The sequence below is a fragment of the Paenibacillus xylanexedens genome, assembly GCF_007680605.1.
GTDB classification, from domain to species: Bacteria; Bacillota; Bacilli; order Paenibacillales; family Paenibacillaceae; genus Paenibacillus; species Paenibacillus xylanexedens_B.
This window is the reverse complement of sequence record NZ_VEIO01000002.1, coordinates 177615-194465: the sequence shown is the minus strand read 5'-3', so window position 1 is coordinate 194465 and position 16851 is coordinate 177615. Positions and strand designations below refer to the sequence as shown.

Annotated in this window: 19 protein-coding genes; 10 read left to right on the top strand and 9 right to left on the bottom strand. The window is 45.3% G+C overall.

The window, feature by feature from the left end; all coding sequences use genetic code 11:
• Positions 1-101: 101 nt before the first annotated feature.
• Positions 102-1154: a CotH kinase family protein gene (locus FS818_RS15540; RefSeq protein ID WP_260989885.1), complete on the bottom strand. Its 1053-nt coding sequence runs from the start codon at positions 1152-1154 to the stop codon at positions 102-104.
• 227 nt (positions 1155-1381) lie between these two features.
• Here FS818_RS15540 and FS818_RS15535 point away from each other — a divergent pair, with 227 nt between their 5' ends.
• Genes FS818_RS15535 through FS818_RS15525 form a run of 4 tightly spaced genes read left to right on the top strand, consistent with a single transcriptional unit; the run spans position 1382 to position 4401 of the window.
• Complete coding sequence (locus tag FS818_RS15535; RefSeq protein ID WP_222128821.1) at positions 1382-2167, top strand: LSm family protein; 786 nt, start codon at positions 1382-1384, stop codon at positions 2165-2167.
• Positions 2168-2219: 52 nt separating this feature from the next.
• On the top strand, positions 2220-2357 hold the full coding sequence (locus FS818_RS28805; RefSeq protein WP_167375667.1) for a hypothetical protein: 138 nt from the start codon (positions 2220-2222) through the stop codon (positions 2355-2357).
• The gene (locus FS818_RS15530; protein WP_145333072.1) at positions 2358-3719 is read left to right on the top strand and encodes an arsenic transporter; all 1362 of its coding nucleotides are present in this window, start codon (positions 2358-2360) and stop codon (positions 3717-3719) included. It begins immediately after the preceding gene.
• 13 nt (positions 3720-3732) lie between these two features.
• Positions 3733-4401: a DUF2642 domain-containing protein gene (locus FS818_RS15525; RefSeq protein ID WP_145333071.1), complete on the top strand. Its 669-nt coding sequence runs from the start codon at positions 3733-3735 to the stop codon at positions 4399-4401.
• 156 nt (positions 4402-4557) lie between these two features.
• Here the strand turns inward: FS818_RS15525 and FS818_RS15520 are convergent, their stop codons facing one another.
• Entirely contained in the window at positions 4558-5298 is a 741-nt protein-coding gene (locus FS818_RS15520; RefSeq protein ID WP_186331892.1) for a nuclease-related domain-containing protein, read from the bottom strand.
• Between the two features lie 331 nt (positions 5299-5629).
• Positions 5630-6523 carry an NAD(P)-dependent oxidoreductase gene (locus tag FS818_RS15515; protein ID WP_145333069.1) on the bottom strand — a complete coding sequence of 298 codons (894 nt, stop codon included), beginning with the start codon at positions 6521-6523 and terminating at the stop codon, positions 5630-5632.
• Positions 6524-7156: 633 nt separating this feature from the next.
• Here FS818_RS15515 and FS818_RS15510 point away from each other — a divergent pair.
• The 3 genes from FS818_RS15510 to FS818_RS15500 are packed head-to-tail and all read left to right on the top strand — an operon-like array spanning position 7157 to position 10915.
• Complete coding sequence (locus FS818_RS15510) at positions 7157-8293, top strand: GerAB/ArcD/ProY family transporter (protein WP_186375503.1); 1137 nt, start codon at positions 7157-7159, stop codon at positions 8291-8293.
• Positions 8250-9755, top strand: coding sequence for a spore germination protein (locus FS818_RS15505; protein WP_145333067.1), 1506 nt, complete (start codon positions 8250-8252; stop codon positions 9753-9755). The genes FS818_RS15510 and FS818_RS15505 overlap by 44 nt, the downstream gene beginning before the upstream one ends.
• On the top strand, positions 9752-10915 hold the full coding sequence (locus tag FS818_RS15500) for a Ger(x)C family spore germination protein (RefSeq protein WP_145333066.1): 1164 nt from the start codon (positions 9752-9754) through the stop codon (positions 10913-10915). Before FS818_RS15505 ends, FS818_RS15500 begins: the two co-directional genes overlap by 4 nt.
• Before the next feature lie 138 nt (positions 10916-11053).
• On the opposite strand, the gene FS818_RS15495 is transcribed toward FS818_RS15500, so the two are convergent.
• The gene (locus FS818_RS15495; RefSeq protein ID WP_145333065.1) at positions 11054-11563 is read right to left on the bottom strand and encodes a hypothetical protein; all 510 of its coding nucleotides are present in this window, start codon (positions 11561-11563) and stop codon (positions 11054-11056) included.
• A 26-nt stretch (positions 11564-11589) separates the two neighbouring features.
• Positions 11590-11952 (bottom strand): hypothetical protein, encoded by a 363-nt coding sequence (locus FS818_RS15490; RefSeq protein ID WP_145333064.1) that lies wholly within the window; start codon positions 11950-11952, stop codon positions 11590-11592.
• A gap of 170 nt (positions 11953-12122) precedes the next feature.
• On the opposite strand from FS818_RS15490, the gene FS818_RS15485 reads away from it, so the two are divergent.
• On the top strand, positions 12123-12650 hold the full coding sequence (locus FS818_RS15485; RefSeq protein WP_145333063.1) for a hypothetical protein: 528 nt from the start codon (positions 12123-12125) through the stop codon (positions 12648-12650).
• Positions 12651-12757: 107 nt separating this feature from the next.
• Here FS818_RS15485 and FS818_RS15480 read toward each other — a convergent pair whose 3' ends face one another.
• Together FS818_RS15480 and FS818_RS15475 are read right to left on the bottom strand one after the other, a co-directional pair.
• Positions 12758-13060, bottom strand: coding sequence for a WXG100 family type VII secretion target (locus tag FS818_RS15480; protein WP_145333062.1), 303 nt, complete (start codon positions 13058-13060; stop codon positions 12758-12760).
• A gap of 39 nt (positions 13061-13099) precedes the next feature.
• Positions 13100-14461 carry a lipase family protein gene (locus FS818_RS15475; RefSeq protein WP_145333061.1) on the bottom strand — a complete coding sequence of 454 codons (1362 nt, stop codon included), beginning with the start codon at positions 14459-14461 and terminating at the stop codon, positions 13100-13102.
• 77 nt (positions 14462-14538) lie between these two features.
• On the opposite strand from FS818_RS15475, the gene FS818_RS15470 reads away from it, so the two are divergent.
• Together FS818_RS15470 and FS818_RS15465 are read left to right on the top strand one after the other, a co-directional pair.
• Complete coding sequence (locus tag FS818_RS15470) at positions 14539-14871, top strand: hypothetical protein (protein ID WP_145333060.1); 333 nt, start codon at positions 14539-14541, stop codon at positions 14869-14871.
• Positions 14872-15004: 133 nt separating this feature from the next.
• The gene (locus FS818_RS15465) at positions 15005-15253 is read left to right on the top strand and encodes a DUF1433 domain-containing protein (protein ID WP_145333059.1); all 249 of its coding nucleotides are present in this window, start codon (positions 15005-15007) and stop codon (positions 15251-15253) included.
• Between the two features lie 300 nt (positions 15254-15553).
• On the opposite strand, the gene FS818_RS15460 is transcribed toward FS818_RS15465, so the two are convergent.
• Both FS818_RS15460 and FS818_RS15455 read right to left on the bottom strand, forming a co-directional pair.
• A complete protein-coding gene (locus FS818_RS15460; RefSeq protein WP_145333058.1) occupies positions 15554-15841 on the bottom strand; it encodes a hypothetical protein in 288 nt (95 codons plus the stop codon).
• A gap of 204 nt (positions 15842-16045) precedes the next feature.
• Positions 16046-16612: a hypothetical protein gene (locus FS818_RS15455; RefSeq protein WP_145333057.1), complete on the bottom strand. Its 567-nt coding sequence runs from the start codon at positions 16610-16612 to the stop codon at positions 16046-16048.
• Between the last annotated feature and the right edge of the window lie 239 nt (positions 16613-16851).

Below are 16851 nucleotides of genomic sequence, written 5' to 3'. Positions count from 1 at the left end.
TTTCTGTCCTCTTCGTTAATGTGTAAAAAGAATAGTTCAACTTATATAACTTATTAAAATAAAATACCCGAGGCAGCGTCGCCCGTTGCCTGGGCATCCTTTTACAGCTGTTTCAACGCGCTGCCCACGTACTCACGGCGCTCTTTCACATACGTGCGAATCTTCTCCGGTTCATTCAGAAAGACATTCATGGGCCACTTCATATAAGGGTCGTTCCCTACATCTTCCCGAATTCCATCGTGTAATCTATATACTAGCGGCATGATTCTTTTCTCCGTGAAGGCACGCTCCAGATGCTGTTTCATCAGTCTTTTATACTGCTCACGAAACGTACGAAATGCGAGTATTCGCCCCGTAAGTTTATTGTACCCCTGAATGCGAACCAGATTCGGATTGACCTTGGCCCCGTAACAGTTCCTACCCCAGGTTCCTTCGTAATCCCAAGGCAGAATGCCATATTTTCCACTTTTCACTTTTTCGTACCATGTATAGTTCTGATGAAATCCGTCAAAATTGCCTGTCAGCACAGCTCCGCTCAACCAGCGCAAATAGTTGTCAATATCCACCCGTGATTGTAAAAAACGAAACAGATCCATCTTGGACTTCATATTCAATTGTTGAATAAACCTGCGTAGTCTTTGGCGGTCCTCCACATTGCCGCGAATCAGGCTGTATCCGGACAACTGGCTGTTTTCTAAATGAGTTGATCCGGTTGATAATGCAAAATTGGCGTTGTCGTTGACGGCGTAGAAAATACTCCGGACAGGCATTCTCCGCTGGCGAAAATAAGAAGACTTCACGCCTTCGATTCTTACATACACCCCCGCGAGTTGATCATTGAGATACAGCACACAGTGGCGCGTAGCAGGCGCCGGAACTCGAATGGATTCAAAGAACTGAAATGAAAGTGCGTTCCGTAGCAGTGAAGGGTCATCATATTCCGCATTGAAGTGGAACGTACGGCTTGCCGTGCGAATCTCGAATGATTTTTTCTCATAAGCGCGTGTATGTCCACCCCGGTACCGAATTCGAATGGGAAGCTGCTTGCCGTCCATCTGCATCGTGCCGTTCACAAACGTTTCTGACCATATGTTCGATGTTAATCGCTGGTATTCATTCGTCGACACATGGATGTGGTAGACAGGTAGAGTCATTTCCATCCGCCTTTCGGTCACCTGTGAGTTAAGCCCGTAGGCTATTACATCATCCTATGCACAAGCACAGCAGGCCGTAAGGGCGAATGCACAGCCCATTTATGGAACCATCCGCGAAGTCACAATGTAAATTTGCTGAAAATATATCACACTAATCTATAAATCACCATTTTTCTCATAGATTACTGCCAATTTGCTATACAAATGGTTGTCTGCTGGTTCCTCAGATGCTAGGTACACATATGATTAAACTACAGACAGACTCCAATGACGAGTGGCAGGGATTCAACGAACATCAACGAACAACCGTCAGCGGCCTATCTGAACTTATATCTGGGAAGGGGCAAAATACAATGTCTATGAATGGTCAGGGAATGAGAGGTTTGGTTGGAAGAGAAGTCAAGATTAATCGCGGTGGACCCGATTCAATCCAAGGCACATTAATGGATGTACGCTGGGACTACATGGCTGTGAGCTGCAAAGAAGGTATGGTGTATGTGAATGATGCTCATGTCAAAAGTATTACTGACACAGGTCGTTCCGGCGGAGCCAGAGGACCTATGGGGAATCCGATTCCGGCGAACACATTCCTTGGCGTGATGCAGGCACTTCGCTTCCGTCCTGTACAGATCAACCGCGGAGGCCCGGAAAAAGTGGAAGGCATCCTGGCCGATGCCAACCAGAGCCAATTGATTCTGACTTTGAAAAATCAGGAGATCATCCGCATTCCTTTACAGCATGTGAAATCCGTCTCCCTGGTTCGCGGAAGCAGCAACAACAATAGCAATAACAACGGCAACAACGGTAAAAACACAAGCCAAGGGAATAAAACACAAAATACGCAGTCCGGCGGCAATCGTTCCCAAGGGAATCGCAGTGCAGGCAACCAAGCGTGCGGAAACAAATCACAGGGAAACAAATCGGGCAACAACAAGTCGCGTGGCAATCAGTCACACGGGAATAAATCGGGTGGTAACAAATCTCGGGGAAATAAGTCCGGAGGCAGACGGTAATTTGTAAACAACAACAAACGAAGCTACTACCAGTTTAAAGGGGGGAATGATCATGCTGATCTTTATCGCAATCGTCTTGACAGGTGTGCCTTTGTATTGGATTGTTATGCCGGGAAGGCCCACTTCGACTCATGAACATCTGAAACAGTCTTCACAAGGACTTCTCCCCCTGGGAGGTGAATCACAGTAAATGCCTGATTACCAGTTGTGGTTAACCTTCGGGGTATTTATCATCACAGTCATTTTCCTGATGTGGCGGCCTGGCGGATTAAATGAATCGATTCCCACTTCGCTTGGGGCGCTGCTTCTTATCCTGACCGGTGTAAGCAGTTTGGGACATATCCTGGGCATTTTCGAAATTGTATCCGGCGCAGCGATTACGATTCTCTCCACCATTGTCATGTCCATTATTCTGGATAGCATCGGCTTCTTTCGCTGGATCGCTGTGAACATGATTGAAAAGGCAAGAGGTTCCGGCTTCCAATTGTTCTGGCTTATTCTATTACTTTGTTTTCTCATGACCATCTTCTTCAACAACGACGGCAGCATACTGATCACTACCCCCATCATCATTCGAATCTGTTCCATGTTACGTCTGAAAATCCACCAGCAGTTGCCCTACCTAATCTCCGGTGCACTCATTGCTACGGCTTCCAGCGCTCCGATCGGACTCAGTAATCTCGCTAACCTGATCGCCTTAAAAATGGTTGGATTAAACCTAAACACCTACACTCAGATGATGTTTGTGCCATCCATGCTCGGAATTATCGCCATGACTTTGCTGTTACTCTATTATTTTCGCAGAAGCATACCCAAGGTTATTCACCAGTTCCCCGTATCCATGCAAAGTTCATCTGGATCAAGTTATCACCCACTGAAGACAACAGAATCCGAATCGGATAACTCCAAAACGAATGTAGACTGGTGGTTGTTCCGTGTCTGTATCGGGATTGTTGTATTGATCCGGGCAGGATATTTTCTCGCTGAACAAATCGGTGTACACATGGAGATTGTCGCCATTACCGGTGTGGTTCTGATGCTTGCTGTACGGTGGTATCGTACACGATCCGGACTGAAAGATGTCGTCACACAGACGCCGTGGCATATTCTTCTCTTTGCCTTCAGCATTTATATTATTGTGGACAGTCTTCACCGAGCCGGGATGACCACATGGATTACCGAATTTACAGGCCCGATTGCCGAAAGAGGCAATGCCAGTCTGATTGCCGTATCCGGGTTATTACTAACGGTGCTGTCTAATTTGTTCAACAACTTGCCCTCGGTCATGATCGGAACATTCGCCGTTACTGATCTTCATTTGAGTGATACTCAACTTCATCTGGCATATCTCGCTAATATACTAGGCAGTGACATCGGAGCATTATTGACACCCATAGGCACACTTGCCACCTTAATCTGGATGTATATATTACGGACCCACCATATTCGGGTCTCATGGAAACAGTATATGAAAGTAACCTTCATTGTGATACCCATCAGTTTAATTATCAGCCTATTTTCCTTATATATTTGGGTGGCTATGCTTTATTGAGAGGAGGTATACTGTGAAATCTGCAACGACGTGGTTAGGTAAAACGATAGAGTTTGAATTATCCGGCTGTAAACTACCGATCCAAGGCGAGGTTATTGATGCAGGAGAGGACATTATAGTGGTTTATGGTAATCAACGCTACATTTATGTGCCGCTTCACCATATTCAAACGATGCATTTTACGAAATCAGAGGAAACTTCAACTAGCCCGGACGTGCCTGCACCTGATCCCGAAATGGACCATGACAACATCTCTTATCGAAAAGTACTCATGAATGCCCGCGGAAGATTTAGTGAAATTTCCATTGGTGGGCGAACGCTACACGGTTATATTACCAGCATCATGAACGATTATTTTATCTTCTATTCTCCGTTGCACCATTCGGTCTATGTCTCCATCCATCATCTGAAATATATTATCCCTTCTCCCTCCAATAGCAGACCGTATGCGATGGAACATCAACATTTCCCCATACAGCCATCATCCATCTCACTCTCTCGCACACTCGATCAACAGCTGCAAAAAATGGCCGGAGAACTCGTCATCTTAAATCTGGGTTACAAGCCCGAACAGACAGGATTGCTCAAAAGTATCAACGACAAGTTGCTTGAAGTCATTGATGCTGAAGGTCGTGCACGGTTCATGCACACCAGCCATGTTCAAACGCTTCATTTACCGTAATGGTTAAAATAGAACGCAAACAGGGATATTCCGGGGATTGGCATTGCGACCTGGAATATCCCTGTTTCATTTGTCTAGTGACTCATTATTCCATTCTTCCGCTCGCATCTTTACTTGTTGATCTGCGTCCTTGCGGTTTGATTTTTCATAAATTCCCTATTTAATTCCTTTAGCTTTCGCCATATGCTCGGCCCGAATCTGATGATCCGTTGAATTCACTGTGTTCAGCATGTTCCAGATCGCCTGAGTGTCCTGTTCTTGATACAAGGTCTCCGGAAGTTCTGTCTCCAGTCGTTCTGTTTTGCGCTGAATGGTCTCCACCAATTCATGATCATAAATAATCATTTCATCGGAATTGACATACCTTACGGCGGGATCAACACTAATCCGGCAACGATTCGTGAACGTCACCATGGAAACCAGCCGAACACGCTTGTAATCCCCAAGATGTGCCTGAATCGCTTCAACATGGGCACGATGCTGCATGAGCGGATTATACATTTTGACCCTGCTGCTGCTCACGGACCAATTTGCTTCGCGGCGGCCCCCGCGAATCTCTCCTGTTGTCAGGTTTCGGGTTTCGATGACAAATATCGCCCGCGGGCCAACGACGACATGATCAATCTGGGAATATCCCGAACGTGATTTCGGATTGGTAACCAGCAGATCGTTCAACACTTTATATTCACTGGGCAAACCAAGCAGTAATTCGGCGGTTGTAGGTTCTTGCGGCGTGCTGATCCAATCGGGTTCGGACTTCTTCTTTTTGCGCCGACTACGGGCCAGACGCGGAGGAATTGCTGTAACTGGCGGCAGAGCCGGAGCTGCAACAGAATCGGTAAGCGGGCTCACAAGCTCTGGCTGCGTCTTGAACAGAGACCAAATTTTCTTGAACATGGGCAAGCTCCGTTCTATTGGGAATGGGTACATTAAATATGATTTATGCATTATGAATTATGTAGGTGTTTAATCCTTTTAGATGAAAACTTCTATACCTTATGTCGGATAAAGTCGAACAAAAATAAAGAGACATTGCTCAAATTCATTGTTTCGTTAAATGCGCACGACAGTATATACCCAAACCCGAGACTTTAGACGCACATCAAACCCACAATAAGTCCATATCCAATCCATACCCAGTTCATTTCAATACCATTATATATAGAAAAAGCAGCATTCCCTTTTCCCTAAGCAAAAGAGTCCGCTGCCGTCTTCCCATGTTCATCTTCTAAGCCTGGAGATAGTATGTGTACAGCACTTGCGTACCTTTCTCATCCAAGCCATTCTTCGATATTTCCTGATAGAGCGACTCCGCCAGAGCCAGTCCCGGCGTGTTCATGCCCATCGCTTGAGCAGACTCCAGTGCAATTCCCATGTCTTTGATAAAATGTTTCACATAGAATCCAGGCTCATAGTCGCCTGCGATCATGCGCGGACCCAAGTTGCTGAGGGACCAGCTTCCGGCTGCGCCGGTCGCAATACTCTTCAGCACATTCTCCGCGTCCAGTCCCGACGTCTTGGCATAGGCGAGTGCTTCGCATACGCCGAGCATGCCAGAGGCGATAGCAATCTGGTTGCACATTTTGGTATGCTGTCCGGCGCCCGGCTTGCCTTGTAGCACAATGTTGGTGCCCATCTGTTCAAAAATCGGACGCACCGCTTCAAAAGCTTGCGCGTCACCACCCACCATAATGGACAGCCTGCCGTCCCGTGCGCCGATATCGCCGCCGGATACAGGCGCGTCCAGAGCATGCAAACCTTTAGCCTCCGCAGCTTCGGCAATGCGCGCAGCCAGCAGCGGGCTGGAAGTGGTCATGTCAATCAGTGTTGAACCTGGTTTGGCATGAGCAACAAGCCCGCCTTCTCCGAGATATATCTCCTCGACATCCTTCGGATAACCGACCATGGTGATGATTACATCACAAGCAGCAGCGAGTTCCGCAGGCGTTTCATGCCAGACAGCTCCTTCCTTTACGAGCGCTTCTGCCTTAGCGGCAGTGCGCGTGTAAACATGAAGCGGATAGCCTGCACGCTGAATGTGACCAGCCATGCTTTTTCCCATAACGCCTGTTCCAATAAAGCCTACATGAATCTCTTCAGGTGATTTAGTTGATTGTGTCATCGCAAGTTTCCTCCCTTTTATCTTGAGTGATCCATAGTGAATTTGATTGATCGATAGTGATATTTAGTGCTGTATAGTTTATTTGAGTGCTACATAGTTCATTTGAGTGCTACATAGCGTTGTTGAGTGATGCAAGTGCTTGTCCATACTCTGTTGAAGAGAATGTAGATACGGAGTCGAGTGCGGATAGGGACACCGATGTGGGCGAGTAAGTGGATACTGATGCTACCATTCGCTAACGATCACCAGGAACGCTATTTGAGCAGAATCACACCTTTTTATACTCTAACGATCTCAGGAAAGCTTATTTTCGGGAATTGGTTCAAAAACGGGCGTTAATCTTCTCTTTTCAGTAAAATAAGGCTTCTGGTGATCGTTAGAATTCCAAAACTCCCCATTTCGCTTAAATAAGCTCATCTGAGATCGTTAGAATATTTAAGTGGTGAGCGAGTGCTCACTTCTCATACCTTCTACCCCATACCTTGACCAATACATTATATCGTATATGTTATATCTTTCTTTCCCCTCCGTCCATCTCGGGCGGCTTTTTCTGTGAAAAAAACTGAAAAACGAATCATTTTCTCATAGACTGTACAATCTAACGAAAACACATTGAATGGGGAGGGGATGGACATGGGGCAGGAAAAAGGACAGATCACTATCTGGTTATCCATCTCCATTATTTTGCTAAGTGCCGGACTGGTCTGTCATGTCTTGTCTGTCCCCGCCATTCTGGATGTGGCCGGAAGGGATGGCTGGCTCTCTGTTCTCGCGGCAGCGCCATTGTTCCTGTTGTTCCTGGGTATGATGTACATCATCATCCGGCGTATTCGCGGACAGCGACTGACCGATTGGATTACCCGTGAGTTTGGCTTGGTGCCCTCCTGGATCTTTCGCATGACTGCGGTCTTGTTGCTCTTCTCGCTAGGTACACACACCTTATATGAAACAACCAATTGGACGGTATCCACCTATCTCCCTTTTACACCGACCTATGTGCTAGCTGGAGGAGGTGCATTGGTAGCTGCCTGGTCGGCAGCCAAGGGCATTCGCTCGATTGCGATGACTTCCAGCATCCTGTTGCCTCTGGTCATTCTGCTTGGCTACTTTGTCATGTCAGCCAATATGAAATACAAAGATTACAGTCAGCTCTTTCCCATCATGGAACACGGCTGGGCTCCCGTTGTCCGAGGAATGATCTACTCTCTAGCCGGACTCATGGAGATTTGGGTGCTGATGCTCTTCCAACATGACATTAAAGGCAAACTACGCTGGTGGCATGTGTTGTTGCTTGGCCTCTTCATGATCAGCATGGCGCTGGGACCTACCCTCGGAGCCATTGTCGAATTCGGGCCAGAAGAAGCGGCGAAACAGCGGAATAGTCCATACGAACAGTGGAAACTCGTCAATATCGGCAAGCTCTTTCAGCACGTTGATTTTCTCTCGATCTACCAATGGCTCAGTGGTTCCTTTGCGCGTGTCGCTATCTCCATGTATCTGATGGTTGATCTGCTGGATATTCGAAAACCCAAAAAGAGATACATTGCTATCCTCTGTCTCACGCTGATCATGTGTGCTTTTGCTATTCAGTGGTGGCGTATTGATTACGTTGATTATTATGTCGATCACATTCAATTTCCGGCCATGCTCGCTTATGTGGCAACCATCACCACTCTTCTGACACTGGCCGCTCTTATTCATAAAAAGGACAAGGAGGCTCCTGCTCATGGTTCAGACGCCGCGAACGATACCACCCCGTCCAGGAACTAAACCGTTCCGTATCGATCAGCATCATCTGGAAACCTATTTCGCAGGCTCCGATGATGTTATTATCGACAGCCACCGGCTTGGTGACGGACAGATGAAGCTCGTTGTCGCTTATTGCAGTGGCATGGTCGATACACAGATTATCCATGACATCATCTTGCCGGAAATGAAACGAACCTACGAAATCACACATTTCATTCACAAGCCTGACATTGAAAAAAATATTAACCTGCAATGGAACAACGTTGACCTTAATGATGCGCAGTATGGAACGGAGCTAATATCGCTTCGTGTTTTTGAAGGGCATCTGCTCCTATGCCTCCCCTCTCTGCAGAGCATGTGGAGCGTCGATATCTCCAACATGGCTACACGAACACCAGAAGAATCAACGACAGAGGTCTCGATCCGCGGAGCAAGGGATGGTTTTATTGAACCACTCGCTGTCAATGTATCCTTGATCCGTAGCCGTTTGCGCACTGCCGAACTTGCATGCAGCATCGAACTCATCGGATCACGTTCAGCAACCAAAGTGGCTCTGATGTATATGAAGAACATTGCCAATCCAGAGTTAATCAAAGATATAAAACATCGTCTGAGTGTAATCCAAACCGAACGCCTTATGACGGCAAATGATCTGGAAGAGTTGCTATCACCCGCCAAAATCACCTTGTTTCCCTTAACGCATTACACGGGTAGACCGGATTTTGCATCGGAATGCTTGCTGAGCGGTCGATTTGTTCTAATCGTAGATGGCAACCCCAGCGTGATCATTGGCCCTGTGAATCTGTTTCTGCTACTCAAGTCACCAGAGGATGCCAGCTTTCCCTTCCTTCCGGTGAACATGGGGCGCTTGCTTCGATTCATCGGTCTATTTGTCACTATATTTCTGCCCGGTTTCTATATCGCTCTGACATCTTTCCATATGGATCAAATTCCGTTTCCACTCGTCGCAACGATATCTGTCGGTCGCATGGGACTTCCCATGGAGTCTGGCATTGAGATGTTTCTCATTATGCTGCTCATGGAGCTGTTCCGGGAAGCAGGCGTCCGTTTGCCCAGCGCCATTGGACAGACGTTAACCGTGGTCGGTGGTCTGATTATCGGAGATGCCGCCATAAGGGCCGGTATGGTCTCTCCGCTCATGATTGTCGTCATCGCCGTCACTGTTGTAGCCGGAGCAACCATTGTCAATCAAGTCATGACCAGTTCTATACTCATTTTGCGCTTTCTTTGCTTTATCTTGGGAGCGACACTGGGGATTTACGGGTTCATCCTGTCCATGATCCTGTTCCTGATCTATCTGACGGACTTGAAATCGTTTGGCATCCCTTATCTTACGCCCTTAACACCGCTGAATTTTAAACAAGCCATTGCCTCTCTGTTCAAAGTCCCGACGGGTTTGGGGAAACGCAGACCTGTCTACCTGGAGACACAAAAACCGCGCAAGGATGGCAAAGGTCGATGAGCCGCTTACTACACCGCTGGTTGCTAGGTGTGTTAAGTCTGGTATTTTGCCTTATGACCACGGGGTGCTGGAGTGCATATGAGATCCAGCAGGTGGATTATGCGAAGGCGATTGGTATTGAATATAAAGACGGCATGTATCATATTTACGTGCAAACTCTTGATTTTTCAAGTATAGCCAAAACGGATAATTCAGGGAAAACAGCCGAATCCCCTCCCATCTGGGTCGGACATGCTCAAGGGAAAACGATGAGCCTTGCCATGAACGAGTTATGGCGTGCATCACAGCTCCACATTGCCTGGGGGCATGTGACAGCCATCGTTATGGCAGAGAGCGTGCTGAACAACCAGCACATCAAGGATGTGTTCGACATGCTCGGACGATTTCCGGAAGCACGATATACGACATGGGTATACGGTACGCGGGAGCCTTTGCTGGACATTCTGAGCACCGCTTCGATCTATAACCTGTCTCCACTGGACAGCATCCTGCATAATCCGTTGCCCAGCTACCTGGAGAATTCGCTGTTTGCACCTGTGCTCAGCTTCGAACTGATTGCCAAGCATAATGATCCTGCAACTACGACGTATCTGCCTGTCATTGCCTTAAACAAGGACTTATGGCTGCAAAATAAAAAAGAACATGACTTGTTCCTGATTGAAGGAGCTTATTTTGAAAAAATGGGAGAGAAGTTTAAATTTTTGTCGCGAGACGAATTGTCCGGCTATCATTGGTTGATCAAAGGTATGCGCCGGGCTCCTCTATTGGTTCAAAAAAACGGTGTAATCTACGGGGCACTCAGTGTCGGTCTGCCCACAATAAAAATAGAACCGATCATCCGCGGAGAGAAAGTTACCTTCAAAATTGACGCCAAATATCTGACCGCCCTGTATGAATATCTCGTTCCCATGTCATATGACGAAATGACCCGAGTAAGCGAGGATACGCTTAAAGAGCAGATCATGGAAACTTATCGAAATGGATTACAACGGGGAGTGGATGTCTATGGTCTACAAGAAAAACTGTATCGCAAAAATCCAAAACTGTGGCACAAGTTATCCGGAGATGGGGAAAACCTCATTCTTACGGAGGATTCCATTGAAACTTTAAATATTCACCTGACCATTCCGTATACTGGGAAATACAAAAGGAAAGTGTAAAGGAAGAAACCCTTCTGCCGATAACAAAACATGTTCAGCAGGAGGGCTTTTAGGCATCTTTTTTTCAGATCAGATGGTTACGAAAGCAGGTTTACCGCAACCAAGCGCTGCAATCTGACAAGTAGTAAAATGTTGCTATCAGGCCTTGGAATTGGTGCGTAATCGATGCACCTGCTCCAGCACCCAACCGATGATGACTGCGAAAGATACGCCAAACAGCAAAATCGGGAAGTTGTAGTATAACGTATTCGTATATTGGTTCAGCCAGCCAAAACGATACACTGCCGATTCCGGGTCATGTGTATAACCGTTAAGCTGCACACGCAGGTCTTCAAAGATGTAGATTTCCCAGAAGACAGATAATACACACAACGCTGCAGCAACAATACTGACCGCCGCATTGCCCCATTTGCCCCAGTACTCGCGTTGGTCATAGAACCACCATTTCGTGACATATGCCGTCCAGAAACATAAGATCAGAAAAGTAAGCACGGATGGAAATAAAGCAAGAATGCCCAAATTGCCATTCCCAGATACCCCTTTCCCCATTTCATGCTTGATCGTCATTCCATCTACGGCAAAAACCATGAGCACATTCCATATCAGGAAGATCAGATACGGCTTGTTAATGCGTTTGATTGCCTTCATTTTACCCTCTCCTCTCCTATCCCGACTCACTTCCAATAATAGTCCATCACTCGTAATCGAGTAACGAGAATCATAAGTTGTGGGATAAACACAAAGGCAATATACACCAGAATAATTAACCACAGATGGGCGGCAAAATGTTCAGCACCAAACGATGGCTTTGGTCGCTCCACAAAGTACCACCATATTGGAATAGCCACGACCCATGTTAAGGATGTCGAAGCCAGCATGTCCTTCACACCACTCCAGAGAAAGCAAAATAACGTAGCAAATAAGATTGGAACCGTCCATGAGTTCAATATAGGGCCCCAGCTCTGAAAATAGAAAATGATGGCGGGATACAGAAGAATAGTCGTCCATCTCCAGATTGGATTTTTATAAATCCTCATATTTGACCTTCCTCCTTGTTTAACCTATGTTTAACATCGATGCCCTCATGCCCCGCCTTGTTACTTCCTAATCATTCCGAATAGGGATGCATCGCATCCTTAAAAGTCAGGCATGTTTTTGGAAAAAATAGCTCATACTACCTTCAGGAAAATATTGAAGGAGTGACAACATGAGTTTAAAACGTATCGTTGCTATTGGAGCGATTCTGGCATGTACATCTCTAGTTTGGGGATGCGGTAACGGCAACAACAGCAATAACATGCCTACTGCCGAGCAAACGAACCCGAGCGAACAACAAACCCGAAGCTGGGGAGATCCCAAACGGTTAGAAGCTTCTCACCTGGAAGCTCTGGAAAGAATGGAGAAGGATCATATCCATCGCATGGTTTCTCTGAGCGTCAACACGGATGGCGATCAGGTCATGACAACGCTGGAGCGTTCAAGTCAAAAACTTGAAGAGATGAGACCACTCGCCGAGATGCTCCAATATGAAGGCCACCCTGCTTTGTTACAACGAATTCAGGAAATGTCAGGAGATATTGAGGGCTCCAAAAATGCAGTCACCGAAATGAAAAACAATCCTCCGTCCGGAAAAATTAAAATCCAGTCTGCAAAAACAGATGCCCTGCAACACATCAACAGCTTTCGTGACTACCATGAATATGTACAAGGTCAGGTCAAGGTGATGAATAAGTAACAACAAGCCTCTGTTATCTCAGGCCAACCACATATATTATAAATAGTTAGACTCGGAGCCTTTGATCTGCCGATTCTAACTATTTCTTCGTTATCGTCATATCTATTCTATGGTAATTGAGACATACGCCTTGCTTTGCGATCTTCCCGATCTGCTTCCTCCATCTTACGAATATATCGTTTAAGTTCCTCTTTATGGGCTTCAAGTTCGGCAAGTTTAGTGGAGGCTCCTTTTACGAAGGAATGCATTTTGGAGGTCAGCTCTGTTGCTGACGTGCCAACCCAATCCTGCTGCAATCTTCCATGGATCGTTCGCATTTTCTGCTCCTGTTGCATAAGCCGTTGTTGTAACTGTTCACATTGCTGAACTGCTCTTCTTAAGTCTGATAAGGATACGGAAATTCTGCCCATGTCCTTCCTCCTGTTAGTCTGAATAAGATGCCTTGTGCTTTACTGCTGGTCTGCAATGACAAAATCTTCTCGCTTACGCTCAATGTAATCTGCAATCTCACTAATCGATTCCTGGTACCAACGATTGATCCGTTGCAGAGTCGCTGTCGCGTTATAAGCAATCGGAGTAAAAGACTGACTTTCGCTTGTGGAAATATGCGTCTGAAACATCTGAATCGAAGCTTGCGCATCGCTGGAAAACCCAGTTAGACTCATTCTCATTTCACGAGCAGACTGTGCTAACTCTTCCGGTGTTAATTGTATCTTTCCTCCGCCTAGTCCCCCTTGGTTGCCAGCAATAGCAGATATCAAAGTGCCTACTGCTCCTGAGGTAATTTTAGAGAAGGCAGCAAGAGCCTCTTGGTGTGCAGTCCATCTTGGAGAGATATCCAGGGTAGCCCCTGTTTTCCGATCAATTAATGGACCAATCAAATTCCCTTGTTCATCAAAACGATATTGTTTCATGGAGTGATATCCTTTCCCCTCATCCTTGGAAAAAGAATCCATGAGTCTGACAATGTTGCCCATTTGCAGTTTATCCAGATCAAAACCGAGTTTTAAATCATGCACCAGCATCGGTGATCCAGCCCCCAGAGGTTGAAACGGGATTTTCAGCTGTAATTGGAATTTCCAGTTTTGATACATCGCGTTGGCCGTCTCGAAATCCTGCCCTTTATATACGGTAACACCGACATGTCTGTCATATTCACTTAATCCGCCCGCACCTACAGAGTCATTGGGATGAACGACATTAAGTATTTTGTTGTCGAAGTGGCCTTCATTGACTTTAGCAATACTGGCATCATCCAGCAGATTCATCACACTTGGGGCACTGTAGGTCATCCCGGATACATCATTCCGAGCGGCAACATATTGAGCCAAGCCACCACCAAGAGAATGACCTGTTACCGTAATATCGGAGTCAGGATATGCCTTCTGTACCACCTCATATAGTTCCTCGGCTTGGTGAAACTGGTTGTTCTCCCAAGACATTTTATCCATAAGAAGTTTGAAGGGACTATTTTTAAAAATGTTATGGCGTTCCGGGTCAGTTACTGCATCTTCGAGTCTTCTAGTTCTGCCACCTAAAACATCGAAGGCATCTGTTTCCCAATCTGCAGCCTTATCTGTAAGCTTGCCTGCCGGTTCTGTACCACGATAACCTATAACAATCTGGTCTGTATGATCATTCTTCAAAACGACAGCATCAAATCCGGATCTACTATGAAGTTTGGCTCCATCCGGTTCAATCACTTTCCAGTTCCCCGAGTCAACTGTGTCCGGGTAATCTCCTGCTTTCATATTAAGATAAGCCAGCTCCGAAATTTCCTTATAGGTTTTATCACTGATATATGTATCCATTAGCTTCTCCTTCCTGTGTTTACTGATTTCAAAAGTTAAAGTATATTATTAAGTGTCAAGTTCACATATATAGGGGGTTGAAGAATATTTTTAAAAAAATTAAATATATATCAACTTTATTAATCATCTTGGCCTTTATAGTCGGTGGATGTAATACAGTGCCGAATCAAGAGCAAGTTATTGAAAAAGCCACACAAGTGGGGCATCAATATTTCATTGACCATTACAATACAGAAGTACATTTCACAGATCATAAATTTATGCCTAAGGATCTTAGTCACAATCTGAATTTGAGTGGATATGTTACAGCTAATAAAGAAGTATCGATCAGTATACTTATTGATTACGATACGTTTGAGGTACAAACAGCTGTTGTACCCAAAGAACTTTTAGATAAGAAAATCAAGTAAACAATCTATTCAACGTTTAAGAGGCTCTAAAATTTATAACAGGAAGCTGATGCTAGAAATGCACTCTTATCGTTTTCGCCCTTATTTACGGCTACTCCTCACGTTCCTGAGTCTCACCATAATTTGTGGTTGTATGTCCAGCGAAAAAAAGGAGATTATCCAAAAGGCCGAGGAAGTAAGCTTGGCTTATTTCAAAGAAACCTACGACATTGACGTTGTGTTTACAGATCATAAGTTCATCCCCGCGGATCTATCTCATACAGTTTCACTGACAGGGTATGTACAAGGACACAAAGATCAGGAAATTTTTGCAATGGTTGATTATGATACGTATACGGTAAAGACCAGGTCAGTACCTGATGAGATCAAATCTGCTAAATAGAATATAATGTCACCAGCTTGATCCTGCGTAAGAGCCTGATACTCCATCAGGCTCTTTTTCGTATAAACGTATAGGATTGAAGCTATCCTGCATTTTCCAAAGAAGTAGAATCATTATAGATCATCTAATACATATCGTGTATAACAACGCCCATAAATGAGTAAAAGGTCATTATGCACATCCTAATCTAAACCTAGTTTATTTGGTTTATCCATAGGACGTTGTTACCAGAATATTAATATCATATTGCATCTTTACACGTGCTCTATCAATACTTCTTCATCGACCACATCTTGCGCTTCACTCCACCCAAAGCGATGCCCAGATTAATAAGCAGAAAAATACAACGGGAGCCAGCGCTCCAGCGGCAATCCAGATCCATAACTTAACTGGCCTAGCGTCCCTCCAATACTGCTTTAGCCCATTCAAACGTGCATTGCGCCAGTTGGCGGACTTTAACTGACGAATCATTCGCCGCATCGCTTGCTCTCGTTCTTTCCCTTGCGGTATGCCTTGCAATGCACGACGAAGCTCCTCATATAAACGAGTCTCTTCCTGACTTGTTTCTTCTATATGTGGATTACTCATCTTCTAACCTCCCCAAATCATGGTCCCTATACCTACTCAACATACGAACCCAGCCTAAAGTTTGGTCCATTTCATAAAAAAGACAAGTGAATGACACTAAATCCAACATTAAAAAAAGAAAAAAGCCCAAGTGTTCCTGGGCTTGTTCACTTCTTCTCAGGCATATTGAAATTTTAGCAAATCCAAGTTAATTCACATTTGGTTCTACCATCTCTTGCGCGGATGATCTCCAAAATGATGACCGTTAATATCACCCAGACTTTCAATGGTATCTTTATAGATCTTAATGAGAGACTGAACCTTGCGAAAGTCAGGATCTTCAGGCCCAATTCCCTCCATAAACATTCTCTGAATGATCTGTTGAAAAAAGTCCACCCTTGCACCCAGCTGCTGTTTCTCTAGTTCAAGCACCTCTTCAAAACTATGATTCTCTATGTAATCCATTAACTCATCGTTCTGTGATGACCGATCATCCCACCGATGATCCCTCTCGAACTCTTCCGAATCATCTGGTTGAAGATTAACCGTGGTTCGCAGACGCGATAATACGATTTTTTCTTTGGCAAGCATCACATGAAAGTCCTTGTTTTGTAACAGATCCGAAACGATCAGGCGACACATCTCCCGATTCTCAATCAGAATGCCATCAAACGGATGCAGCTTCCATTCTCCATTGGAACAGAACAGATTAAAGTTAAAAAACTGACTACCATACTTGTATTGAATGTTAATTTTGGCCTCGTCAATGATTTCGAAAGTAAACTCCAGCATGTTAGGCGGCTCCTTCTTCGACTTCCAAAGTTTACCTTCATCTTATCAAAGACTTCCCGGAAAATACAGCATATTAACGTTCATTTAATTCCGCAACAGACTCTGCCTTTTCACTGCTTGCTACGACGATCAGAACACCCACGATACCGGCAACAATGAGAGATAACATGTCCTGCCTGCCCCCTTCACGATGAAGATGTACATGTACACAGTGTATGCAACAAACTTCAATCTATGCC